Annotated in this window: 23 protein-coding genes; 4 read left to right on the forward strand and 19 right to left on the reverse strand. The window is 37.9% G+C overall.

Going from position 1 to position 25,395, the window contains the following annotated elements; genetic code table 11:
- Nucleotides 1-33: 33 nt before the first annotated feature.
- The 5 genes from FJQ98_RS23875 to mntR all read right to left on the reverse strand — a co-directional run bounded on the left by FJQ98_RS23875 (nt 34) and on the right by mntR (nt 3,084).
- A complete protein-coding gene (locus FJQ98_RS23875; protein ID WP_053593992.1) occupies nt 34-315 on the reverse strand; it encodes a GNAT family N-acetyltransferase in 282 nt (93 codons plus the stop codon).
- A 155-nt stretch (nt 316-470) separates the two neighbouring features.
- Complete coding sequence (locus FJQ98_RS23880) at nt 471-1,385, reverse strand: DUF1002 domain-containing protein (protein WP_053593991.1); 915 nt, start codon at nt 1,383-1,385, stop codon at nt 471-473.
- Between the two features lie 236 nt (nt 1,386-1,621).
- Entirely contained in the window at nt 1,622-2,479 is an 858-nt protein-coding gene (locus FJQ98_RS23885) for a CvfB family protein (protein ID WP_053593990.1), read from the reverse strand.
- 16 nt (nt 2,480-2,495) lie between these two features.
- On the reverse strand, nt 2,496-2,633 hold the full coding sequence (locus tag FJQ98_RS23890; protein ID WP_201406564.1) for a hypothetical protein: 138 nt from the start codon (nt 2,631-2,633) through the stop codon (nt 2,496-2,498).
- Nucleotides 2,634-2,664: 31 nt separating this feature from the next.
- Complete coding sequence (gene mntR / locus FJQ98_RS23895; protein WP_053593989.1) at nt 2,665-3,084, reverse strand: transcriptional regulator MntR; 420 nt, start codon at nt 3,082-3,084, stop codon at nt 2,665-2,667.
- A gap of 592 nt (nt 3,085-3,676) precedes the next feature.
- Here mntR and FJQ98_RS23900 point away from each other — a divergent pair.
- A complete protein-coding gene (locus FJQ98_RS23900) occupies nt 3,677-3,814 on the forward strand; it encodes a hypothetical protein (protein ID WP_158002996.1) in 138 nt (45 codons plus the stop codon).
- Nucleotides 3,815-3,852: 38 nt separating this feature from the next.
- On the opposite strand, the gene FJQ98_RS23905 is transcribed toward FJQ98_RS23900, so the two are convergent.
- The 7 genes from FJQ98_RS23905 to FJQ98_RS23935 all read right to left on the reverse strand — a co-directional run bounded on the left by FJQ98_RS23905 (nt 3,853) and on the right by FJQ98_RS23935 (nt 12,137).
- Nucleotides 3,853-4,152: a late competence development ComFB family protein gene (locus FJQ98_RS23905; protein WP_425492710.1), complete on the reverse strand. Its 300-nt coding sequence runs from the start codon at nt 4,150-4,152 to the stop codon at nt 3,853-3,855.
- A 171-nt stretch (nt 4,153-4,323) separates the two neighbouring features.
- Nucleotides 4,324-6,447 carry a heavy metal translocating P-type ATPase gene (locus FJQ98_RS23910; protein WP_053593987.1) on the reverse strand — a complete coding sequence of 708 codons (2,124 nt, stop codon included), beginning with the start codon at nt 6,445-6,447 and terminating at the stop codon, nt 4,324-4,326.
- On the reverse strand, nt 6,428-6,799 hold the full coding sequence (locus FJQ98_RS23915) for an ArsR/SmtB family transcription factor (protein ID WP_053593986.1): 372 nt from the start codon (nt 6,797-6,799) through the stop codon (nt 6,428-6,430). The genes FJQ98_RS23910 and FJQ98_RS23915 overlap by 20 nt, the downstream gene beginning before the upstream one ends.
- 445 nt (nt 6,800-7,244) lie before the next feature.
- Complete coding sequence (locus FJQ98_RS23920; protein WP_246494249.1) at nt 7,245-9,608, reverse strand: penicillin acylase family protein; 2,364 nt, start codon at nt 9,606-9,608, stop codon at nt 7,245-7,247.
- A gap of 339 nt (nt 9,609-9,947) precedes the next feature.
- Nucleotides 9,948-10,703 carry an exodeoxyribonuclease III gene (locus tag FJQ98_RS23925; RefSeq protein WP_053593984.1) on the reverse strand — a complete coding sequence of 252 codons (756 nt, stop codon included), beginning with the start codon at nt 10,701-10,703 and terminating at the stop codon, nt 9,948-9,950.
- A gap of 55 nt (nt 10,704-10,758) precedes the next feature.
- The gene (gene murB / locus FJQ98_RS23930; protein WP_053593983.1) at nt 10,759-11,673 is read right to left on the reverse strand and encodes a UDP-N-acetylmuramate dehydrogenase; all 915 of its coding nucleotides are present in this window, start codon (nt 11,671-11,673) and stop codon (nt 10,759-10,761) included.
- Nucleotides 11,674-11,831: 158 nt separating this feature from the next.
- Nucleotides 11,832-12,137 (reverse strand): winged helix-turn-helix transcriptional regulator, encoded by a 306-nt coding sequence (locus FJQ98_RS23935; protein WP_053593982.1) that lies wholly within the window; start codon nt 12,135-12,137, stop codon nt 11,832-11,834.
- An 806-nt stretch (nt 12,138-12,943) separates the two neighbouring features.
- On the opposite strand from FJQ98_RS23935, the gene FJQ98_RS23940 reads away from it, so the two are divergent.
- Nucleotides 12,944-13,126 (forward strand): hypothetical protein, encoded by a 183-nt coding sequence (locus FJQ98_RS23940; RefSeq protein WP_053593981.1) that lies wholly within the window; start codon nt 12,944-12,946, stop codon nt 13,124-13,126.
- Between the two features lie 69 nt (nt 13,127-13,195).
- On the opposite strand, the gene FJQ98_RS23945 is transcribed toward FJQ98_RS23940, so the two are convergent.
- The 3 genes from FJQ98_RS23945 to FJQ98_RS23955 all read right to left on the reverse strand — a co-directional run bounded on the left by FJQ98_RS23945 (nt 13,196) and on the right by FJQ98_RS23955 (nt 17,891).
- Entirely contained in the window at nt 13,196-15,556 is a 2,361-nt protein-coding gene (locus FJQ98_RS23945; RefSeq protein ID WP_082340008.1) for a bifunctional 2',3'-cyclic-nucleotide 2'-phosphodiesterase/3'-nucleotidase, read from the reverse strand.
- Nucleotides 15,557-15,863: 307 nt separating this feature from the next.
- Nucleotides 15,864-16,490 (reverse strand): FMN-dependent NADH-azoreductase, encoded by a 627-nt coding sequence (locus tag FJQ98_RS23950; protein WP_053593980.1) that lies wholly within the window; start codon nt 16,488-16,490, stop codon nt 15,864-15,866.
- A 693-nt stretch (nt 16,491-17,183) separates the two neighbouring features.
- Nucleotides 17,184-17,891 carry a DsbA family oxidoreductase gene (locus FJQ98_RS23955; RefSeq protein WP_053593979.1) on the reverse strand — a complete coding sequence of 236 codons (708 nt, stop codon included), beginning with the start codon at nt 17,889-17,891 and terminating at the stop codon, nt 17,184-17,186.
- 126 nt (nt 17,892-18,017) lie between these two features.
- On the opposite strand from FJQ98_RS23955, the gene FJQ98_RS23960 reads away from it, so the two are divergent.
- Entirely contained in the window at nt 18,018-19,397 is a 1,380-nt protein-coding gene (locus tag FJQ98_RS23960; RefSeq protein WP_201406566.1) for an FAD-dependent oxidoreductase, read from the forward strand.
- A 219-nt stretch (nt 19,398-19,616) separates the two neighbouring features.
- Here FJQ98_RS23960 and FJQ98_RS23965 read toward each other — a convergent pair whose 3' ends face one another.
- Nucleotides 19,617-20,543, reverse strand: a complete 927-nt coding sequence (locus FJQ98_RS23965) for a manganese-dependent inorganic pyrophosphatase (protein ID WP_053593977.1) — start codon at nt 20,541-20,543, stop codon at nt 19,617-19,619.
- Between the two features lie 1,103 nt (nt 20,544-21,646).
- On the opposite strand from FJQ98_RS23965, the gene FJQ98_RS23970 reads away from it, so the two are divergent.
- On the forward strand, nt 21,647-22,459 hold the full coding sequence (locus tag FJQ98_RS23970; protein ID WP_053593976.1) for a GNAT family N-acetyltransferase: 813 nt from the start codon (nt 21,647-21,649) through the stop codon (nt 22,457-22,459).
- Nucleotides 22,460-22,576: 117 nt separating this feature from the next.
- Here the strand turns inward: FJQ98_RS23970 and FJQ98_RS23975 are convergent, their stop codons facing one another.
- The 3 genes from FJQ98_RS23975 to FJQ98_RS23985 form a co-directional block, all read right to left on the reverse strand.
- Nucleotides 22,577-23,425 carry a MurR/RpiR family transcriptional regulator gene (locus FJQ98_RS23975; protein WP_053593975.1) on the reverse strand — a complete coding sequence of 283 codons (849 nt, stop codon included), beginning with the start codon at nt 23,423-23,425 and terminating at the stop codon, nt 22,577-22,579.
- A 95-nt stretch (nt 23,426-23,520) separates the two neighbouring features.
- The gene (locus FJQ98_RS23980; protein ID WP_201406567.1) at nt 23,521-23,670 is read right to left on the reverse strand and encodes a hypothetical protein; all 150 of its coding nucleotides are present in this window, start codon (nt 23,668-23,670) and stop codon (nt 23,521-23,523) included.
- 469 nt (nt 23,671-24,139) lie between these two features.
- Nucleotides 24,140-25,369 (reverse strand): MFS transporter, encoded by a 1,230-nt coding sequence (locus tag FJQ98_RS23985; RefSeq protein ID WP_053593974.1) that lies wholly within the window; start codon nt 25,367-25,369, stop codon nt 24,140-24,142.
- Nucleotides 25,370-25,395 lie beyond the last annotated feature (26 nt).

Here is a 25,395-nt window from a genome sequence, read left to right on the forward strand (position 1 = left end):
ATCCACTTATCTAACAAGCAGATTGCCTTATTTTTATTGTTTTACATCATCATAAGCATTAGTTTTTTCAAATGCTGCAACTACATACGAGCAAACAGCCTCCATTTTATAACCCTGTTCACGCGCATAAGCTGCTGCACGATCCAACAATTTTTTGGCCACACCTTGGCCACGGAGCTTATCTGATACATATGTGTGATCCATTACCATTACTTGGCCCTTCTGCTGCCACGTAATTTCTGCTATTCTTTCCCCTTCTTGCTCATAGACAAAAGCAAGCTTATTTTCTGCTAGCTGTTGTAATTGAAATTCCATTTCTCACCACTCCTTTTTTTCATAGTAACATAGCTTTTTACATTTTTACAAAGATAGCGGGTAGCATCCCATCTCTTGAGCTAACATGACAAAAATAAAAGAATCTGCCCACTTTCCTCTAGCAATCTAGAGGAAGTGTTGCAGACTCTTTTCTATTAATTAAACCAAGATGAAATCGTATCCTTTAAATTAGCAAAGAAATTTTTCACACCTGCCCAGAATCCTGTATCTTCCATTAGCGATCCGAATTTTTCTTTTATTGTATTGCTAATATCATCTAATTGTTCAGACCATTTACTAAAATCTATGTCTAGTTTACTAATTTTGTTCATCAAATCAACTAGTAATTGACGGTCTTTTTCACTTAAATTAATTTCAAGCTTATTTAATTGCTCTTGCACAATCTTTTCAACATCTTCTCGCGTTTCTGGCTTTAATTCCGCAATTTGTTTTTTGATTTCTGTTAGTAATTCTGCAACCTTGGCATCGTCCACCCCAGCTGATTGTGTAAGAGTAGTTGCTACTGATAGTTCTTCATTTGCAACATCTGTACGATCAATATCAAGTGTTTCACCTGTTGTTACTTCGTAAGCTTTGTAAATTCCTACAAGTGCGGAATGACCTGTTACTGCTTTTGGTGCAGCCACCTGTACTGTTGCATCTTCAATACCTGCTGTTAGCATTGCGTTTGCATACATTTCAGACGTAACTTGTGTAATATTTGATGGTGTAACAATTTCAATAACTAAGCCTTCTCCTGCATTCTTGCGCGTAATTTTGGCAGAAGAATACATACGAGAGCTCGAATTACTATCTTTAATATATTTAACTAAGTCTTGACCTGATACTGATATTTCTTCAATTTCAGGCTCTTCATTCACTTTTAATGATTTTTTAACAGACTCTTTTTCAGCCTCAGATAAGTTTGCACCATATACGACGATCGGTACACCTAGTTTTTCATCAATTGCTTTAGGTGGCGTATTATCAGCTGCAAAACCCGTTGCTGGTGCCATCACGCCAAATACTAACATAGTCGCTGTAAGTATTTTCATCCACGTTTTTTTCAAATTGTATGACCCCTTTCGTTAGAAAACTCATTTGGCCTGTATAATGTTTGCCAAGCAATTAGGCCTCGGCATAATTGCTTTCTTCGCTTTCGCTACAAAAAACAACATTTGCTGAAATAAGTTAAACAATAATTAGTACGAAAAAAAGACGAGAAGGTTTCAAAGGGCTCTCGTCATTTTCTTTCACTTCATCTGGTATTCAGTCACCATACCTTAGATATATGAATGTTCCTGCACTAAATTTCCTCTGTCCAACCATTTTGCTGTTTCACTTTACCAGCTTTCAAAAGTGTACCTAACGCGCGTTTAAATGCAGCTTTACTCATATTAAACATTTCTTGAATTTCATCGGGTGAGGATTTATCGCCAAATGGCATTTTGCCCCCAACATCTTGTAGATAATTTAAAATTCTTTGTGCATCATCTGAAATACGTTCATGCTTACGTGGTAAAAGTGAACCATTCAATGAGCCATCCTCTTTTACATCAATAATACGAACAACTACGTCTTGTCCAAGACGAGGCTCTGCATTACGCTCTGATTCATGGACAAAAATGCGGTACGGATTTTCTACACCTAATAAAAAAGAGCCTACTGGTAGCAAACGATATGGTCGTGCCTTGATGTTTTTATTGTGCATTTCATCAAATGCACCTTCATATAATTCCGAAATTTTTTCTTCAGTTGCTAAACGTCCAAATAAATCACCATTGCGATCTGTGCGTAATGTCATAAATAAATGATCGCCTGGTATTGGCCAAAGCTCTGTTATTGCAGGTAAATCTTCAGCTTTCACTAGTACCTCACGTGAAGTACCGATATCTACAAAAACCCCTTCACGCTCGACTACTTTTAGAACACGAGCCCAACCATACTCCCCTTGTACGAAAGATGGAATAGCTGTCGTAGCCGCTAAATCGCCACGACGATCCGCAAATAAAAATACTTCAAGGCGATCACCTACTGTAAGTGGCTCTGTTACCTCTGAAGCATTTAAAGGCAGTTCATCAACTCCATTTGTTAAGATCCATTTCGATGCTTGTTGCTCTAATACTGTTAACGAAACAACTTCACCTGATTTTAATTCGTTCATATTGTCTTCCTTTCCTTTACACCATCATTTTCGCAAAAATTTTTCCGCTGGAGGCTTTAACTTCTGTAGCTGACGTTTCACTTTCGCTACAAAAAAACATCTGTAGCTGACGTTTCACTTTCGCTACAAAAAACATTTGTAGCTGACGTTTCACTTTCGCTACCAAAAACATTTACTGAAAGAAGTTAAAAATTATGCTGTGTCCTAGATGCCTCCAGTTTTTTCACGATGTCCGGATTTTCTTCCATTACCTGCACAAGATCTGCAATTCGATCTATTGAATTCCAACTTAAATGATGTTCAATTCCTTCTACATCATTGTAAATACGCTCTTCATCTACACCAATGATTCGCAAAAATTGCTCTAGAAGCTCATGGCGCTGTACAAGACGTTTTCCAAGTTTTTCCCCTTTTGGCGTCAATGTAAGACCACGGTATTTTTCGTAAACTAAATAACCATCTTTATCTAATTTTTGAACCATTTTTGTAACAGAAGAAGGAAGAACAGATAATGCTTCAGCAATGTCAGACACACGAGCATACCCTTTATTAGCGATTAATAAATATATTTGTTCGATATGGTCCTCCATACTAGGTGTTGGCATATCCTATTCCCTCTCTTTCCTTTTCTTACTTTCTAGTTTACTACAAGCTTGCCTTAAAAGTTAACTGAAAATACATATGCCAGAAAAACAATACATGTGCAACATAAAAAGAACCAACTTCATATGTTGACTCCCGTGTAGTTGGAAAATTTGTGTCAATGAAATTAAGGTATCATTTTAAATAAAGTTTGCTTTACGCAAAGCAAGGGGTTGATTTCCGTTCCAGGCTACTCGCTTTCCTGTGGGCGAGCGTCGAGCCGCTATGCTCCGTGCAGGGTCTCGCCTGTCTCGCTTTCCCACGGGAGTCGAGTAGCCTTCCACTCCAATCAACAATAGCGTAGTGCTATTATAAATTTCATGCATTTCAAAAGTGAACGCTTTGGCTACTCATCATATTCGAACTGAATAGACTTATTTGTATCTGATGTTGCTACCACTTCGCTTTCGCACATAAAACATTTGTTGCTGTCGCTACGCTTTCGCACATAAAACATTTGTTGCTGAAGTTTCATTTTATAATATAAATTAGAGTGTCATGCCAGGAGATACACGTAATTGAATGGGTTGATTGGAGTGGAGACTGGGCGACTCCTTGGGGATCAGCGTCACAGATGCGACCCTGCAGCGAAGCGAAGCGGCTCATCGGACGCCCCCAGGAAAGCGCCTAGTCGGAACGGAAATCAACCCCTCACTTTGTCGAAAAACCATACTTTTTTTAGACACACCTTAATTAACCCAATACTTTTTCAAAAACATGAAGAGCCAACTTCATATAGAAGTTGGCTCCACTTTATGTCGAGGATGCTTATTTACCACATGTAATGCATGAATAATCTCTCTATTGATTCGCTCAATATGTTCAGGAGTATTCATCACTTTAAATGCTTCATCTCGGGCTTCCATAGATGTAACATACTTACTAGGCAATGCATTTAGTGTAAGTGCCACTGTGTCAAGTTCACAGACTTCACATTTACAAAATGTTTGATATTCCGGTCCTCGTAGTAGAAAGCTTACTAAACCACGCACAATTTCCTCTGTAACATTTACTAAAATAGGATCTGACATATTCAAACTTTCGCCTCATTTATTTTTAATTGTTACATTGTTCCTGAAACCATAATAGCGTTAACAAAGGTTTTTTTCAAGAATCGCTAGTAACATCTATAGCAATAAAAATCACTAGCTCATCAGAAAGACTAATTTCCTACATACTACCACCGGATTAAATCTTATTTACTATTTTTTAGTTTTTATTAATCGTAATGAGTTAAGAACAACTAATAATGTTGCACCCATATCTGCAAAAATTGCTATCCATAATGTTAGCAATCCTGGGATAACAAGTAACAGAGCAACTAATTTTAAGGCTAGGGCAAATATAATGTTCTCTTTAATGATGCGTAATGTTTTTCTGCTTAAGCCGATTGTATAAGGAAGCTTCGATAAATCATCACTCATTAATGCGATATCCGCAGTTTCGAGTGCCGCATCTGTGCCAGCACCTCCCATTGCAATACCAACATTGGCTGAGGCAAGTGCAGGTGCATCATTGACACCATCTCCTACCATCGCCACAGCGCCAAATCGTGTACGTAAATCTTTAATGGCCATTAATTTTTCTGCTGGTAATAAACTTGCATGCACATCTGTCATACTTAAAGATGTTGCAATCGCCTGTGCTGTTGGCTCAGCATCACCTGTCAGCATAACTGTATGCTTTACTTTTAGGCCTTTTAATTTATTCAAGACATCTTCACTTTCTTGACGTAATTGATCAGCAATACCAATCATTCCAATAAACTGATCACTACTAACAGCTGCTACTACTGTTTTACCCTGTTTTTGAAGTTTTTTAACCTGTTCCTTTATCATTTCATCCACTGTTGTTAATGTAGCAATCCATTTTAAGCTTCCTACATAGATTGTTTGATCATCAACCGTTGCATAAGCACCTTTGCCTGTAACAGATTGAAAGTCTGTAGGTACAAGCTCTGTTAAATTTTTATCATGCAATGCCTTCAAAATAGCTTTAGCTAATGGATGCTGTGATTGTTTTTCAACTGCTGCTACTAGCTGTAAAACATAATCCTCAGACATCTCTTTTGCTGTAAAAATATCTGTTACAGCAGGTTGACCTTTGGTAAGTGTACCTGTCTTATCAAATGCTATTGCTTCAATATGGCCTAGCTGTTCTAAATGAATACCACCTTTAATCAGGACACCTTGTCTAGCTGCGTTACCTATAGCCGTAACAATAGCAACTGGCGTGGAAACGACTAGTGCACACGGACATCCTACAACAAGGACTGCTAATCCTTGGTAAATCCAATGTTGCCAATCACCTATAAATAAAGGTGGTATAACAGCTACAAGTAAAGCAATAATCATAATTGCTGGTGTGTAGTATTTCGCAAAGCGATCAACGAACTGCTGTGAAGGTGCTTTTTCTGCCTGTGCTTCTTCAACCAAATGAATGATTTTTGCAATTGTTGTGTCTTCTACACGCTTTGTCACTCGAACCTCTAGGGCACCTTCTTCATTTAAAGTTCCTGCAAATACTTCATCATCGACTGTTTTATTGACTGGAATAGATTCACCTGTAATCGCTGCCTGATTCACTGCTGATAATCCACTAACTACAATTCCGTCCATAGCAATCTTCTGACCAGGTTTAACGATTAAAATATCGCCAATTTCAATCTCCTCAGTCGGTAATTCCATCTCATGGAAATGCTCACCATGTGCCCGCTTTATTGTTGCTGTTGGAGGAGCTATATCCATTAACTGACGAATCGATTGACGTGCTTTATCCATTGAATACGCTTCAAGCGCTTCACTTACTGCGAATAAAAAGACAACAACGGCCGCTTCTTCCCATTCTCCTATAATAGCTGCACCTATTACTGCAATGGTCATCAGCGTCTTCATATCAAATTCAAAGCGTGCTAGATTACGGAAGCCTGTTTTAAAAATTCCGATCCCCCCAACTAGAATCGCGATAATAAACATCCCAATTGCTAGCGGATCAGTTTCACTACGCATTGCTCCAATTACATATCCAAGCACTACAAATAACAAAGAGATTCCAGCTAATATATTTTCTGTTTTTCGATAAAAAGGTGTTGATTTTTCAAGCGCTTTTGCTGTAGATTGGGATACTTTTATACCGTCGAAGGCACCTGCCTCTTCAAGCTGATCAACATCAATATCACCAATAACTGTTATTTTAGAAGCACCAAAATTCACTTGTGCATCCTGTACTTCTGGAATAGCTTTCACATTTTTTTCGAACTTTGCTGCACAACTGGCACAGGACAAGTTTTGTAGCCTATATTCTTGTTTAGTTGGCGTCGATGCCATTTGCAATCCCCTCTTTCACATGTTCGTAGGCAACCGTTACAATTTGATACACATGCTCATCAGCTAAAGAGTAATACATTTGCTTTCCTTTACGATACGATTTCGCTAAATTATTATCTTTTAAATAACGTAAGTGATGCGATGCTGTTGCTACTGACGAGCCAATAATGGAGGCAACATCACAAACACATAATTCATCCTCGACCGTTAAGGCATACGCAATTTTAAGCCTTGTTTCATCAGATAATGCCTTTAAAAATTTTGCTACTCCTGATAGATCTGGCATTTGCTGTTGTACCTTAATGACTGCTTCTTCATGAACATGTGTTATCTCACATATTTCTTTTGGCATTTCCTCACCTCATTCAAATGTTCGTTTGATTGTTTTTAATATAACATAATATTCCATCATATTCAAACGAATATTTGAATGTAAATGATTTATATCACAAATTTAAAAATACATTTATTTAAATTGCTACCTTATAAATATAAACGTAAAAAAGCCATCACTTCAATGTGATAGCTTTGCATGTTGTTTGATAATGAAACTATGGTGACATATTAAACAAAGTGGAGATAAATAAGGCATGCTAAGAGGTTGATTGGAGTGGAGACTGAGCGACTCCTTGGGGATTAGCGTCACAGATGAGACCCTGGAGCGAGCAGCGCGAGTGAAGCGGCTCATCGGACGCCCCCAGGAAAGCGCTCAGTCGGAACGGAAATCAACCACTCGTTTTGCTGAGAAACCATGTTGTCTTAATATAAAACCCTATAGATTCTTATAGTTTCTAATTCTATTTTGCTTTTAATCGCAACGTTTTGCCTTTAATATCTTCTTTTCTCACAAACGTTTGATGATAATCTCCATTAGCCCAATCTATTACTTGATCTTGATACCAATCAGATTTTACATGTCCACTCTGCCCGGGACCAACGATATGATAGGCTGAGCTTAAATCGCCAACATCTGCAACAAAACGCCATGATGCTCCGTGATCTACATTTCCAGCCAAATCATTATCAGCTGCCTGAACAGTAACCTTCGAGCCACCGATCGGAACCTTCTTTGCATTAAAGTATGCCGCAAGAATTGGCGAAGCGTTACCTAATGTGTGATCAAAGGTAAGTTGATGGAAATCTCCCCATTGCCACTTTGATGCACTTTTGCCGAATTGATTTTCTATTTGTGCAACAGTGAGTTTTAACGCCTTGTAAACTGTTACATCGACTCCACCTTGCTCCTCAATCCATATGCTCTTGTCTCCTGCATAAGCCGTACGTAAAAGCTGGTCTGTAATATTAAATTTCCCAGACATTAAATTATACATATCTTCTGGCATTTGATCCTTAAATAATACTTCCTGTAACTTTTGCATTAATGTATGGAACACTAAAGGTGCACCTGAATCCTTTGCATCTACCATATTCCAATCCTCTAACAATTTAATAACATCCTCATACTTTCCATCGTGATCTTGTGCCTTTATCGAGTTTAATAAATCTGGTAAAAACTCACGAGCATAAAGGTTATGCTGATCCATTTGTAAATTCATCATGTCTTCCACTGTTAAAGAATCATTTGCTTCTAAAACTTCCTTAATCCGTTCAAAGCGATAAGGCTGTGCCCAGGAATCTGTTATATGATAAGGATATTCTTCACCAATGACTTCATTATTCGCTGTTGCAATAAAGCCTTCTTTTGGGTTTACTACAGTCGGTAACTCATTCCACGGAATAAAACCCTCCCAGCCATAGTCACTGGAATCACCTGGTACCGGTAATTGCCCGTCTCCTTGTTTTCGAATCGGAATTTGGCCATTCGCTTTATAAGCAATCGTGCCATCCTTTGATGCAAAGACAAAGTTTTGTGCTGGTGCCTTAAAATCTTCTAACGCTTTTTCAAAATCATTCCACGTTTTTGCCTTGTTAAAACCAAGTACTGCACGTAGCTCCGTTGTTGGTTGGAGTGCCGTCCACTGCATCGAAAATTGTGCTGTTGGCTCAGTCCCTTTAAATGCTAAATCTGTCATGATAGGGCCATGACGTGTGACAACGACTTCAAAATCTACCGTTTCTCCGTCCTTTACCTTTATTGCCTCATCACGTACTTCCGCTTGCTCCCACTTGCCATCATAGCGGAACTGTGTTGGGTCATCCGGGTTTGGTATTTCAATATATAAATCTTGTACATCAGGTCCAACATTCGTTACCCCCCATGCAATTTCATCGCTGTGACCTAAAATGATGCCTGGAATACCTGCAAAGATTACGCCACTAACATTTTGCTCAGGAGATTGTAGGTGCATTTGATACCAAATAGATGGTGTACTTAATCCTAAATGTGGATCATCTGCTAAAATTGGCGTACCATTTTTGGTTTTACTCCCTGACACAACCCAGTTATTACTGCCGTTAAATTCATTGGGCAACAGCTCTGCATTAAAAATTCCTGCCACTTCTACTGGATTTTCTTTATTTGCTGCGAGAATGGATGAAGCGTTTTCTGGATATTTTATAAATAATTCTTTTGCTTTTTCTTCATCAAAATTTTGTAAAGCCCAGTGTCGAAACGCAAGCGTATTCCAATTACCACCTAAATCATAGGCCATATATTTGCCAATAGTAAGCGAGTCCACAACTGACCACTCCTCTGGGTCATAGCCTAATAATGCAAATTCATAGCTTAAAGTATTATTTTCCTTTGCCTGCGCCATAAAAGCATTTACGCCATCTGTGAACCACTCAAGTACCTGCTTACTTTCTGCATCATAGGTAGATAATGATTTTTCAGCTGCATCTCGTAAACTAAATGTTCGGAAATATTTATCAGTTTTTATAGTTGCCTCACCGATTATTTCCGACAAGCGACCGCTAGCCTGTCTTCTTGCTAAATCCATTTGAAACAGTCTATCCTGCGCTTGCACGTAGCCTTGTGCACGATACAAGTCTGCATCCGTCTTAGCAAAAATATGAGGAACCCCCTTATCATCCCTTGTGACAGTTACATCCTGATCCAGCACGCTCACCGTAAGCTCGCCATCAATTACTGGTTTTGATTTATTCATAAACCATGTAAAACCGATAAATGCGACAATGGCTACTACGGCTAAAAATCCAGTTATAACCAGAAGCCATTTTTTCCACGTAAACTTTCTCACATCACACACCCCCTTCTTTAGAATATATTCTTTTACTCGCTTATCAAATCCTTTTTAAAGGTTCGAAATTTTAGTGTTTATTGCGTTGTAAAAACATTAACTGTAAAAATATAAAAAAAATCGCATTTCCTTTTAGAAAATACGATTTTTTATGTTGTTGAAAAAATATTGTCTCAATGAAATTATGGTGTCATTAATTAGAGTAGATCTTCGGCAAAACGAAGTGTCCGCAGCATCAGCCGAGGAAGCGCCCACAGGAACACGAGTAGCTTGGAACAGAAACTACCCTCATTTAAAGTGCAACAGAGATTCCCCTAACCATTTTATTTTTCATAGATATTACTGATTAAGCTGTAATTCAATTGGGCAATGATCACTGCCCATAATGTTTGAATGAATACTTGCCACATCAATTTTATCCTTTAGACTCTCCGACACAATAAAGTAGTCAATACGCCACCCAATATTACGTTCTCGTACTTTATTCATATAGGACCACCATGTATAGTGGTCTGTTGTATCAGGATGCATGTAGCGGAATGAATCCACAAAACCACTACCCAATAGCTCAGTCATTTTTGCACGTTCTTCATATGTAAAACCTGAATTACCAACATTCGACTTTGCATTTTTTAAATCAATTTCCATATGCGCGACATTTAAATCGCCACAGTATACTATAGGTTTCTTGGAATCTAGCTCTTGTAAATATAGCGCTAACCGATCCTCCCACTCTAAACGAAGAGGTAGTCTAGCTAAATCACGCTGTGAATTCGGGGTATAGACATTCACTAAATAAAAATCTTCATACTCTAACGTAATAATTCTCCCCTCTTCCTGTGATTCATCCTCACCAACACCATAATGTACTGAAAGTGGCGTATGCTTTGTAAAAATAGCTGTACCTGAATAACCTTTCTTCTGTGCATAATTCCAATATTGTTCATATCCCTCAAGTGAAATCTCCACTTGTCCATCCTGACACTTCGTTTCTTGAATACAGAAAAAATCTGCATCTACATAATTGAAAAAATCTAAAAAACCTTTGCCCAAGCAAGCTCGAATTCCATTGACATTCCATGATATAAATTTCATTTTCTGTTTCACTCCTCAAAAAACGCTCTCCGCCATTAGCGAAGAGCGCAGTATCCTATAAATCATCACCAACGATTTTAACTTCTGTTTCTAAATCGATGCCAAACTTTTCTTTAACTACTCGTTGTACCATCTGGATTGTCGCAATATAATCAGTAGCCGTTGCATTACCTTTATTAACAATAAAGCCTGCATGCTTCGTTGATACCTCTGCACCACCTACGCCTTTTCCTTGTAGGCCACTATCTTGAATAAGCTTGCCTGCAAAGTGGCCTGGCGGGCGCTTAAAAACACTCCCTGCTGATGGGTATTCTAACGGCTGCTTAGATTCTCGCTGAAAAGTTAAATCAGCAACTTTCGCATCAATTTCTTCTTGCACACCGTTAGATAATTGAAATTCAGATGAGAGTACATAATACCCCTTCTTGGCAATGATACTTTGACGATAACCGAGTTCAAGCTCTTCTTTTGATAATATTAAAATGTCGCCTTCTTTTGTTAACACTTTTGATGAAATAATAATATCTTTAATTTCACCACCATATGCACCTGCGTTCATTGCCATAGCTCCACCAATTGAGCCAGGGATACCACATGCAAATTCAAAGCCTGTTAAAGATGCTGCTGCCGCTAGCTTTGATGCATCCTTTATAAGTGCACCGCTTTGCGCGTAAACATGGTCACCATTAATATGAATTTCATCTAAAAGTGAAAATGTAACAACGATCCCTCGAAGACCGCCATCACGAACGACCATATTAGATCCATTACCTAACATTAATAACGGTATATTATTCATGTAAGCATAGCGAATAACTGTCGCTGCTTCTTCCTCAGTTTCAACGAGAACGAAAACATCCGCTTTACCACCTAGTTTTGTCATAGTATATTGCTGTAATGATTCATCTAACTTAATATTGGCTGGATTAACGCTCTGTGCTAAATCCGCCGCCCATTGTTCTTTTGTCATGAGAGCTAATTCCTTTCTAACGTCCTTCTTACTCTACCCTAGTATGGATTTAGAACCCTAATTTGACAAGTAAAATGAAGAGTATTTTTTATCTCACCTTAACAGTCAGCGAGACTTCTTGTGCAGAGATAATCAGATATTTTGATAGTCCTCACACTTTAAAGCCAGCTCGTTGCCCATGACTCGATATTGCGAATTGCACCTTCTAGTGCTCGACCTTTATCTGTTAAAGAATATTCAACACGCACCGGTACCTCTGAATACACTTTGCGTTCAACAAGCCCTTCTTTTTCTAGCTCTTTTAAACGTTCCGATAATAAACGGCCGCTTACAGGTAAAGCTGATTCAATCTCATTAAAGCGCTGTGGCCCATCTAATAATTGATATAAAATTAGCCCTGTCCAGCGTTTTCCGATTAAATCCATTGCTTTAGCTAAACGAGGACATAAATTTGACTCATTCATTTTTTTCACCTCTTATGTAATCTATTGTAACGATTATTTTTAAAAAAGTAAATTTGAAGTAACTTATTTACCTCTAGTAATTTATTTACCATTATATATTTAATTACTAAAAGTAACTTTAGGATATTTTATCATTTCTGGCATTTACTTTAATAGAATATCGGTAACCATTTTTATCCGTTTCGATTGATTAGAAGACGCTGATTTTCCTCATCAATACGCCTGTATTATTAACTCTGTCTTTTTACTGTCTCTAGTTTCATATGAAGCTAACAATGTCATAGAAATTAAGCCATGGCCGCCCAATTAGAGAGTAATCATGGGGTCTAATAACAGCAATGAAAATGGCAATTTACTTCTATATAGATGCACATGGTTTTATTTTTATGACTCCTGCCGTTAACAAATAAAATTACCATTGTATAGATACTGTTATGAGCCAGGAACTATTTGGATATTTATATTATTTTCTGGATCATCAATGACATTTGTTAAAACGTATACCATGTGGATAAGTTGATTGAAGTGGAGACTGGGCGACTCCTTGGGGATCAGCGTCAAGGGCACTAAAAAACTAAAGAAATTCATTTTTTATATTATAAATCTGTCTTTTGTTGGATTTATAAACTCAAAAAAGTCGATTTGCATCACATTTTTTGTGGCAAATCGACTTTTTCAGTGCCCTCGATCAGCGTCACAGATGAGACCCTGGAGCGCAAGCGGATGTTTTCTGTGCGAAAGCGTAGTGCTAACGTAGCGGCAGCAAATGTTTTATCTGTGCGAAAGCGTAGCGGCAGCAACAACAAATGTTTTATCTGTGCGAAAGCGTAGCGGCAGCAACAACAAATGTTTTCTGTAGCGAAAGCAAAGCGGCAGCTACAATGTTTTATCTGCGCGAAAGCGAAGCGTCAGCGGCAAAGCGCCCAGTCGGAACGGAAATCAACCCCACGTTAGGTGATGACCCTTATTCTTGGAATACAATTAAGTGATAATATCATACATTTGAACGACACAAAAAGGAGAGCAGCAAATAATTTGCGCTCTCCTTTTTATTTTCATTATTTAATTAAATACTTACCAAAGCCGCCTTCTGTATCTTCTAAATATTCGATATTGCTGCCAGCAGGAATGACCTTTTGTGCATCCTTAGCAGAGTGGTAAATAATTTTTGTATTTGCTGGGAACGGTGCAAATGACCAATTGTTATCCGCAGCAGGATTAATTGTTTTGTTAGCCATAATGTAGTCAATTACAGCTTGGCGATTTTCATAAGCATAGTTTGTTATGTTAGAGCCATTTTCATTTTTGAATGTGGCACCATAAGAACCACCAACACGGTAGTTGTTTGTAATGATGATGAACTCTTGATCTAGATCGATTGGTTTACCGTTGTATTGTACATTTTTAATACGGTTCGCTTTTTCGTCTACTAAAATACCACGACGATCATATTTTGATGGTGATGTTACATCGATTTGATATGTTAAGCCATCTAATACATCAAAATTGTAAGAACGTGCTTCTGGGTCAATAATATTTTGTTCTTCCGTTTTATTTGGATCGATCGTTGCAAAAATGCCAGCAGCCATTTCTAACCATTCAATTGCTTGTGCGCCTGTTACTTTAATCGTTGCAACAGTATTATCGTAATGATAGATGTCTGCCATATTTTTAATCGCAAGTGGACCTACAGGAATGTTTGTGTAATCTGCAGGGTTGTTACGAGAGCCTGCTTTGAAAGGTGCACCAGCAGAAAGAAGTGGTGTATTTTCATCAGCAGTACCTTTTAATTCTTGTTCAATAAACCACTTTTGAGCTTGTGTCACAATTTGAATAGAAGGATCATCTTGAACCATTGAGAAGTAACTATGGATTGGTGCAGTTGTCTCACCAACAGGTTGACGAATATACTTTAACGTTCCTTCATGTGCTTCTTTAATTGCATTTAAAACTGTTTTAGATGGTTTTAAGCCTTCTTGTTTGATAGAACGGATAGAACCTTGTCCATCCACTACAACCCATTTAGAGCCTTGTTGTTCTAGCTTTAAGTCAATGACACCAAGATGGCTACCATAGCTACCTGCCATTACAGTAGGTACACCATTAATTTTGCCTTTTTCTTGATCAACATTTTTAAGATCTTTATAGTCACCTGGGAATGTTAAATGAGAATGACCTGTAATTAAAGCGTCAACACCTTCAATTTCAGAGATTTGGTATCCAACGTTTTCGGCACCTTTTACATAAGTGTCCCCACCAATACCTGAATGAGAAAGTACTACAATTACATCTGCCCCAGCTTTTTGCATTTCTGGTACAACTTCTTTTACTGCTTCAACTGGTTCTTGCATTTCTACTTTACCTGCTAAATGGATAGCATCCCATTCAACAATTTTCGTAGGCACGATACCTGTAACGCCAACTTTAAGTGTGTGCTTTTTACCTGTATTGTCTACAACCTCTTTATCAAGAATGACATAAGGTGTATACATACGCTCTTTCGTTTTAGCGTCGTATGTGTTTGCATTTACGACAGGGTATTTTGCATCATTTAATACTTCATCTAAAAACTCTAAGCCATAGTTGAACTCGTGGTTTCCTAAAGTTCCACCATCATATTTTAGTGCATTTAATGCTGCAACAGCTGGATGAACTTCACCTGGCTTTAAGACGTTTTCTAACGCTTTATAAGAACCTAGTGGCGTTCCTTGAATTAAATCGCCGTTATCAAATAATAATGTATTTGGGTTCTTAGTACGAGCTTGTTCAATTAATGTAGCAGTGTTTGCTAAACCTACATCAGCTGATTCAGCATCTAAGAAATAATTGTAATTTGCAAGGTTTGTATGAATATCTGTAGTACCTAAAATTTGAAGATTTACTGTTGTTTCAGATGTAGGTAATTTATATTCAGCTACAAAGCGTTCAACAATGCTTTTCATTTGCTCAGTTGTTACATAGTCACGAGGACGAATTGTGTTATCCTCAAAGCCTTGTAATATGTTTGCTGCAACTGCATTTGCTAAATCCTGCTTATGTGTCTTAGCAACTTGATCTGCATCTTTAAATTTATCTAATACAGAAAGTGGAGCGTTTTCATTCACTAATCCACGAGCAGATATAACGAATGCTTGTTGACGTGTCAATTTATCGTTTGGATCAAACAATGTCGCAGTTTTACCTTTAATAAGCTTTAGTTCTACTGCTTTTTCTACATACGGGGCTAAATCCTTTGGGACATCAGTGAAGGCAAGTTTGGAACCATCACCTAGCTCTACATTTAAGCTTTCTACTAATTCTTTCACGTAATCTCCACGTGTCACATCGTTTGATGCAGCATTTGCGGAAAGTCCAAATGGTAACACCGTGAATAGAACAAGTAACATCGCCAAGAATTTAGTCATTAATTTCTTATTCATGTAACAGCCTCCTTATAAATCTAATATTTTCCTACGATTTCTATTATAATATACTAATTACTTTTTTAACTGAATAAATAGTCCTAATTGTATGTACTTTTAAATGAATAGCAAAACACTTTAACAAAAAATGATAGATTAATATTATTTCATACTTATTTCACATAATGTGATGTTATTAAATGTAAATCAAAAATAAGTGCATAGTACCAATATGTCAGACCTCCTTACCATTACCGTACCTCTTTGAAAGAAATAAAAAAAAATCCTCTCAAATTAGAGAGAACTTTTATTAAAAAATAAATTTTTATGCATTTACAGTTTGTAAAGATTGAGCTACTTTTTTAACTGCTTCTAGGCCGTTTGCAATAATTTCTTGTGCTTTATCTTGAGAAGCGTTATGACCTTCAATGATAACCTCTTCGATAATTTCCATACCGAACATGCCACCAACAACGTTTTTGATGTAGTTAACTGACATTTCCATTGGCTGTGCTTCAGGTGCTGAATAGTTACCACCGCGAGCATTTAAAATAATAGCTTTTTTGTCAGTCATTAAGCTAACTAATTGACCGTCTTCACCATATTTAAATGTGTAACCAGCTTGGAATACATAGTCAATGAAAGTTTGTAATGTCGCTGGGATTGTTAAGTTCCAAAGTGGGAAAGCAAATACGACTACGTCAGCTGCAGTTAAAGCGTCCATAGCTTTTTGTTTAGCAGCTAAAAGACGTGATTCAATGTCAGTTAACTCTTCACCGTTTTGAACTTTACCAAAAGCATTGAAAAGATCTTGACCGAAATAAGGCATGTCTTCTGCGAATACGTCAAAAGTCGTTACATTTACACCTTGTACATTTTCCATAAATGTGTCATACATTTTTGTTGAAATACCATCTGGACGGTTGTTAGCTTTTACTACTAATACATTCATTATATAAATTCTCCCTTAAAATCCATAGTTTAATATCTCGAATTCAAGATATATAAGTATAATAAAAAACTTTCTGTAAAAAGTCAACGCAAGTAGACTCAGACTTTTGACTGAAATGTTGATATTTCAATTAAAGCATCTCATCGCCATAACGTGGGGTTGATTTCCGTTCCTACTGGGGCGTCGCTGAGCCGCTTGCAGCAACAAGTGTTTTTTGCGCGAAAACGAAGTGCTAACGTAGCGGCAGCAACACATTGTTTTTTTGTGCGAAAGCTAGCGACAGTAACAGCACGATGTTGGTCACGAAGGCGTTATCACAGGACGTGACTTTTTTAGCCTTCGTTTCTCTGCCGGCTCGCTCCAGGGGTCTCATCTTTGACGCTAATCCCCAAGGAATCGCCCAGCCTCTACTTCAATCTACTTAAATACATGGCATACGTTTTAACAAAGGTCATCCCACAAAAGACATTTGTAACTGCCGTTTCACTTACGTTACATAAAACATCTGTAGCTGACGCTTTGCTTTCGCTACCAAAACACTTGTAGCTGACGCTTTGCTTTCGCTACCAAAACACTTGTAGCTGACGCTTCGCTTTCGCTACCAAAACACTTGTAGCTGACGCTTCGCTTTCGCTACCAAAACACTTGTAGCTGACGCTTCGCTTTCGCTACCAAAACACTTGCTGAAAGAAGTTAAAATTTACAGCTATCATCTGTACAAACTCCACTATCTCCAGAGCCTGCCATCTTTAATCCAGGTTGTAGGCCTTCTTCCTCTGCAACTTTACGCAAGGTTTCTTCAAATACTTCTTGAGGTTGCGCTCCAGAAATACCATACTTACGATTTAAGACGAAGAAAGGTACTCCACGTACGCCAAGCTGTAGTCCTTCTTGTATATCAGTCTCTACCTCTGTTTTAAAATCATCACCGGAAAGTACCTTTGCAACTTCTTCACGATTCAGGCCTACTTGCTCAGCAATATCGATTAATACATTATCCTGGCCAATACGCTTTGCTTCTATAAAATAATTGTGTAATAGTGCTTCAACAAGTGCTGTAACATCCCCTTGCTGTTCTGCCCATTTTACAAGACGATGCGCCTTTAATGTATTTTCCTCCATTAGCTTATCAAAATTATAGTCTAGACCAACTTCTTTTGCGCGAGCAGCAACACCCTGTGTCATTTCCTTCGCTTTTTCTAGCGACATTCCATACTTTTTCGCCAATGATTCAAATGTAGACACATTTTCATCCACAGGTGTTGTTGGATCAAGTTGATAGCTTTTATAGACAAGCTCCACCTGTCCTGCAAAACCTGTATCTTGAATCGCCTGCTCTAGTTGTTTTTTACCAATATAACAAAATGGACATACATAGTCTGACCAAATTTCAATTTTCATAGCTAAACACGCTCCTTTTGATACATTGTAGCGATAGTCCTTTCGATCAGGCAATTTTTATGCTTCATTGCATAAATTTTCAAACCAATCTACATACTGAACTTAAAAACAATGTGAGGGTTATGTATGACACAATCTCTTTGGCTCGCAACAACTGATCCCGTCTCCTTAACATCTCTTCCTGCGTCAACAACTTGTGATGTATGTATTATCGGTGGAGGCTTGACGGGACTATATACAGCCTATATCTTAGCAAAATCAGGTGTAGATGTAGTTTTGCTTGAAGCAAATTCCCATATCGGTCATGGTACGACTGGTCATTCAACAGGAAAATTAACTGCACAGCATAGCTTAGTTTATAACAACCTTATAGAAAAACTTTCTGTAGATGAGGCACGGCTCTATTATCAGCTTAACCAGCTCGCTGTTGATAAAGCTCTACAGTTATTACCTAAGGAAAGTATTCAACAAGTAGATTCATTGCTTTATTGCCAAACAAAAGAAGGTTATGCCCAATTATTAAAGGAGTGGAATGCCTATAAAGTATTAAATATTAAGGCGAAAATCACTTCTGATACAGAGCTTCCCTTCCCAATTACAAAAGCGCTTAGCATGTCCCAGCAGGCACAAATACATCCTGTAGAAGTTTGTAATTTCCTTGTAAAAGAAGCATTATCAATGGGGGCAAAACTCTATACAAGTACCCGTGTTCAGCAATTAAACATACCACAAAATAACTTACATACCGCAAATGATATGTCGGTTCAATACAACAAGCTTATTTTGGGTACACACTATCCTATTGAGGCCTTTAAAGGGCTACAGCTTTTTAAACTCTCTAACAGTCGCTCCTATATGGTGGCTGGCAAAGTTACTGATACACTGCAAGGACAATATTTATGCGTAGATAATCCTACTCGCTCTATTCGGACAGCCACCATAAACGATGAGCATTATTTAGTATTAGGTGGCTCTAATCATATTGCAGGTGAAACAACCAATACGGAGCCCTATTATGAGTCTATTCAAGATGAATTGAAGGGGCATTTCGATCAGGATCCTATCTATCGATGGTCAGCGCAAGACATTGAAACACCTGATATGGTACCTTATGTCGGCAGGATCACACAGTCCTTGCCTAATGTTTTCATTGCAACCGGCTATCGAAAAATGGGGATTTCCAATTCTTTTGTAGCTGGAGATTTACTATCCTCCTTAATAACAGGGTCAAGGATTGAGGAAGGTGCAATTGCTCTTTATTCACCATCACGTACGAAATTCGGTGCTCAGTTCATGCAAATGCTAAAGGTAGGTGGCTTCGTAGCCAAGGAGTTTGTATCAGGCTATCTTAGACATGCCAATACCCCAACTTGCACGCATTTAGGCTGTAAAACAAAATGGAATGAAGCCGATGAAACTTGGGATTGCCCTTGTCACGGCTCTCGCTTTAATGCCAAAGGGGAAGTGCTGGAAGGTCCTGCTGTGCACCCACTAAAGCTAGATTAACAAATGCGCTAAAGCGCTCGTTTACATCCGACAAGCGCTGGAGAGCCCGAAGCAAAAGTATGCGCTCCACCACTTTTGCCCGAGGGATCGAAGCGACCTCGAGAATGTACCGCTTTAGCCTAGACGATAACTATGCCCTGGGTTATCCACAACATAAAAATCTATAATTTCCTTAACAATAAAAAAGAGGTTGTCTTTTTCAGGACAACCTCTTTTCCATTATTTCAATGCTTCAGTTAAAACTGGCACGATTTGTTTTTTACGAGATACAACACCTGGTAGAAGAACGCGATTATTTACAAGCTCTGCGCCAAATCCTTTTGCCGCAGCCTCTGCTACTTGTCCAATTGCAACGGCTGTTGAATCATTGTTTAAAATATCAGTTACAACGAAGAAGAATAAATCTAAGCCATTTTCCGCTACATTTTTGTTTAATAAAATTTCTAATTCCTCTTGGCGACCAAGCACATCGTTAATATCGACAGCGTTTACCTGAGCCACTACAGATTTATATTCACCAAATTGGAATTCTTTTGCATCTAATGATAAAAGATCTTCTAATGATTTATCTGAAAGATCAGCACCTGCTTTAAGCATCGCTAATCCGTATTCAGCAGCATCAACACCTGCAATTTTTGCTAGCTCCTCACCAGCTTTTACATCTTGCTCTGTGCAAGTTGGAGATTTGAATAATAATGTATCAGAAACGATGGCAGAAAGCATTAATCCAGCAATGTTTGCAGGGATCTCTACACCATTTTCTTTGAAAATTTTGTTTAAAATCGTTGCAGTACAGCCTACAGGTTCTGCACGATAGTATAGTGGATCAGCTGTTTGGAAGTTCGCAATACGGTGATGATCAATTACTTCTACAATTTGTACTTCTTCAATACCATCAGCAGATTGCTGGAATTCATTGTGGTCTACAAGAATTACTTTCTCTGCTTCTCCAACTACTGATGTAATTAATCGAGGTGCCTCAAAGCCAAATTTGTCTAATGCAAACTGTGTTTCATTATTTACTTCTCCAAGGCGTACCGCTTCAGCATCTTCGCCAATTTGTTGCTTTAAATATGCATATACAATAGCAGATGTAATTGTATCTGTATCTGGATTTTTATGTCCAAAAATTAAAACTTTACTCATAAAATTTATTCCTCCTAAATGGCCAAAACATTTGTATTTTATTTTATCAAGTGTGTTGATTAACCATTTTCATCCATTCTAATTAATTAGAAGGCTCTGATTTCCGCTACGGGCTACTCGCTTTCCCGCGGGAAGCTTTGCTCTGCGACGAAAGCGAAGCGACAGGAGCACTCGAGTAGCCCTACGTTACAATCAGTTAAAATGGACATACATTAGCAAAATATCAACAAAAAAATCCTTTTATCACTCAATAATAAACCTATATTTTCCTAATCAACACGCTTGTTATTTTATCATACCTTATAGACTAACATGATATAAAGTGAAAGTTCTATTAAGGATCTACTATCAATCCACAACTAAAATTTCATATTCTAAAATAACTGCATCTTTATGTATTCCTTACTTCTCCTATACATAACATAAAAGAAGTTAAAGATCGCTGTAGTCAATGTCGAAAATCACCATAAAGTGGAGTTGATTTCCGTTCCAACTTGGCGCTTTGCCGCTGACGCTTCGCTTTCGCGCAGATAAAACATTGTAGCTGCCGCTACAGAAAACATTTGTTGTTGCTGTCGCTACGCTTTCGCACAGATAAAACAATTGTTGCTGTCGCTACGCTTTCGCACAGATAAAACAATTGTTGCTGTCGCTACGCTTTCGCACAGAGCAAGCTTCCTGGGGGCGTCCGATAAGCAGCTTGGGCCAAAAGGATGTTGGTCACGAAGGTGTTATCACAGAACGTGACGCTTTTAGCCTTCGTTCCTCTATTGGCTCGCTCCAGAGTTTCATCTGTGACGCTAATCCACAAGGAGTCGCCCAGCCTCAACTCCAACCAACTTATATATGGCATACGTTTTAATATACAACATTCCGAATTTTAGCAATAGGCAAAAAACAACCCTTACTTACTATTTATTGGTTATTATTAAATTTATTATATTTATCTATTTTTTACCATCCAATTTTTAACATTTAATAGTAACAATACACAGTTCATTAAAAATATTTACTATAAATAGATATATAGTTGCGTTTTTATATTTAAGAAACCGTAATTTTATGCTATCATCAGGTAGTCTATATTTTAGGATATACAGGAAATGGGGATTACGATGACAAAGAAGATGGAAAAAAAGTATATTCCTTTAGCAAATTATTTTGAAGTAGCTTTACAACAAGAAATTACTTTATCCTTTACCGAATTAGAGAATATAATGGGACAAGCCTTGCCAAATGCAGCTTACTTGAACAGAAGCTGGTGGAAGAAAACAAAGCCCCCTCTTTCTCATTATCTGTCATGGACAAATGCAGGCTACTATGTCATTGATGTTAAGCTCGGCACTAGTGTAACTTTCTCGCGTACACAAATGAAGACTACGAGTAATATTTCTAAAAATGACAACAACCCATCTGCATACATAATTCGAGCAATTGAAGCATCAGACGCTAGATCATTTATTCATTTGCAAGAAGAAATTTTCCAACAAACTGAATTCATGTATAACATGCAAAACGAATTAGACCTTACAGTCCAACAGCTTCGTAAAGATTTAGTCTATTGGAAACAACTGAAAAACCGTACGATTTTACTTTGTATATTAAATGGTATTTTTGCTGGCTATGCCGTTATCCATGGATATAAACACTCTAAAGCTAAGCATGTTGCATCAGTCCGCTTAGCTGTTAAGGAAGAGCATCAACGACAAGGTATCGGTTCAGCGCTTATGAAGGCAGTTGAAAGCTGGTCTAAACAGCGAGATATTTCGCGCTTAGAATTATCTGTTATGGAGCATAATGATAGTGCTTTAAATTTGTTTAAAAAATTAGGGTTTCAGCAAGAAGGTATTCGACAAAACGCCATTAAATTAAATGATACCTTTATTAACGAATATAGCTTAAGTAAAATTTTATAAGCTTCTTTTCAAGGATGTCTAAAACTTATTTGGGCATCTTTTTTATGTGTGGCCTTGTTTTAAAGTAGTTAAAAAAACGCATAGATCAGCCTTGTACATTATCTACGCGTTAATATTTTAGAATACTTGCTTTTCTCTTACCGCATCTAAGAATAATAAATTATGTTCTACTTGCTCATACGATTGCTGATATTTCACATATTGCGCCTTATCCTGACTGATCATTTCCTCAATTAGCGCATGTAAAAATGAAAATAAAACTGGAATAACGTCCAATGAAGATTGGTTTTTCATACAAAGTGCAAATAACGCACTTGCATAATCTCGAATAGGCGACAACGCCGAATCAGTAATGGCAATAATTTTTACTTTTTTCTTCTTCGCAATTTCTACGATCGTTTTAATATCGATTGAATGCTTGTCACACGAAAAAACTATTAACGTTGTGTGCCCCCCCATACTGTTAACTTGTTGTACAATATCATCGGAATCTAAACGAAGTTGTTTCACATTTTGACGTAAAGTTTTCATTGTGTACGATAACCAATTTGCAATGGACGCAGCTTGACGAGTACCTAAAATGTAAACATTATCCGCCTCATGAAGCCATTTTGCGCTCTTTTGAAGCATGTTATCATTAATTAAATGAATAGTATCTTGAATATTTTGAATATCACGTTGCATTATCTTACTAAAACTTGAAGTATATGAAGGTTGAAGACTCGCCCCATCATCTTGAGTCATTAAATAGCTTCTAATTTCGTCTTGAAGCTCTACATAGCCCGAAAAATCCATCGCATAACAAAATCGAATAACTGTCGATTCACTAACATTAGCCTGTCTACCTACTTCTGCTGCTCCGTTCCCTATTACAGCTGTAGGGTTATTCATAACAAATTGTGCAACTTTACGCTGTCCCTTCGACAGCCTAATAAATCTTCTTTTTATTTCTTCATTAATACTCATTTCTAACAACCCTTCTTTCAATGAAATTATCACGAATGGAGATTGTTTCCTACTGACTCTAGATTCGAATCAATTATGCCTCGGCACGATGTTGGTCACTCAGTCGTGTGTTGTTGTTGTTGTTGTTGCTGTTGTTGTTGTTGCTGTCGCTTCGCTTTCGCACAGTTAAAACCGTGTTGCTGTCGCTTCGCTTTCGCACAGGTAAAACATTGTTGCTGTCGCTTCGCTTTCGGTACAAAAGACACCTGCTGAAAGTAGTTAAAAATACAGTATCACGATTACAATCTGAATACAATGACTTTTCAGAAAAATCTTCAACGCATTAACTTGCTAACGTGATAGTTCATAATAAAATGACATAAAATTGTTCTATTTTCATTATCGAAGTCGATTGATTAATCATCACTATAACCCGTTGGTTGATTTCCGTTCCAACTTGGCGCTTTCCAGGGGCGTCCGATGAGCCGCTTCGCTCCAGGGTCTCATCTGTGACGCCGATCCCAAGGAGTCGCCCAGTCGGAACGAAGATCAACTTATCCACATGCTATACGTTTTAACAAAATGCCATCCCATTTTCAGTGATGTACCTTATTGATTGTGATTTTAACAGATTTTTAAAAATATTTGTATAAAAATTAATAATTTCTAATTTTTATGTAATTGAATCATAAAAATGTCTTGGATTATAGTTCATCCAAGACATGATTATCTTTGTTATTCTAATTCAATTTGTTTCGTTTCTTGACCTAGGAATATTACCCCAACAACACCGATAATAATCGCTACGCAGAAAATAGCAAAGATAAAGCCGATATCATAACCTGCTGTTAATAAAGAGCCTACTAACAAAGGTCCAAAAATACCACCGATGCGCCCAACAGCTGCTGCCATTCCTGCACCTGTACCACGAATAATTGCTGGATACTGCTCTGGTGTGTAAGCATAGAGTGCACCCCATGCACCTAAGTTAAAGAACGATAAAAACATTCCTGATGTTAACAGTACTGCCAGTGTCTCAGCATTACCGAAAATGAAAGCACTTACAGCTGTACCAATTAAATAGGAAACAAGAACAAACTTCCGTCCGATTTTTTCTATAAACCATGCTGCTGTGAAGTAGCCTGGTAGTTGTGCAAGCGTCATAATGAGAACATATTTAAAGCTCGTAATCATGTCAAAGCCTTTACCAACCATGACACTTGGTAGCCATAAAAACATACCGTAATACGAGAATACAACTGTAAACCATAATACCCATAACATAAGTGTCGAGCGTGCATATTTTTTCGACCATACTTCTCGAATATTTTGCACAACACTACGTTTCTTAGATTCTGCCTTTACTGCAAACTGTGGTGAATCAGGTAAGTGCCAGCGAAGATAAATTGCATAGATTGCTGGAATTGCCGTTAACAATAACGCAACACGCCACCCCCATGATGGAATAACAAAATACGAAATCAGTGCAGCGATTAACCAACCTGCTGCCCAGAAGCTTTCCAGTAAAACAACCACGCGCCCACGCTCTTTGGCTTCTACACTTTCAGAAACCAATGTTGATGCGACTGGCAATTCTCCTCCTAGCCCCATACCTACAAAAAAACGCAGTGCCATAAAAGCTGCTAATGTAGTTGTAAATGCAGACAAGCCACTTGCAATAGAAAATAATACAAGCGTCCACATAAAAATTTGCTTTCGTCCCACTTTATCGGCAAACACACCGAAAACAAGTGCTCCTACAGCCATCCCAATTGAGTTAATGCTACCTATCCAGCCCGATTGACTTGGTGTTAATCCCCAATCAGCTGCTAATGCTGCAATAACGAATGATAATATTCCTACATCCATTGCATCGAAAAGCCAGCCTACACCCGCTACCCCCAAAAGTTTATTACGAGAAATAGATTGTTGAGGCTTATTCGTTGATACTGTATTTGTTGTCATTTCAACCACCTGTCTTTACACTTGAC

It is taken from the genome of Lysinibacillus agricola, assembly GCF_016638705.1.
GTDB lineage: Bacteria > Bacillota > Bacilli > Bacillales_A > Planococcaceae > Lysinibacillus > Lysinibacillus agricola.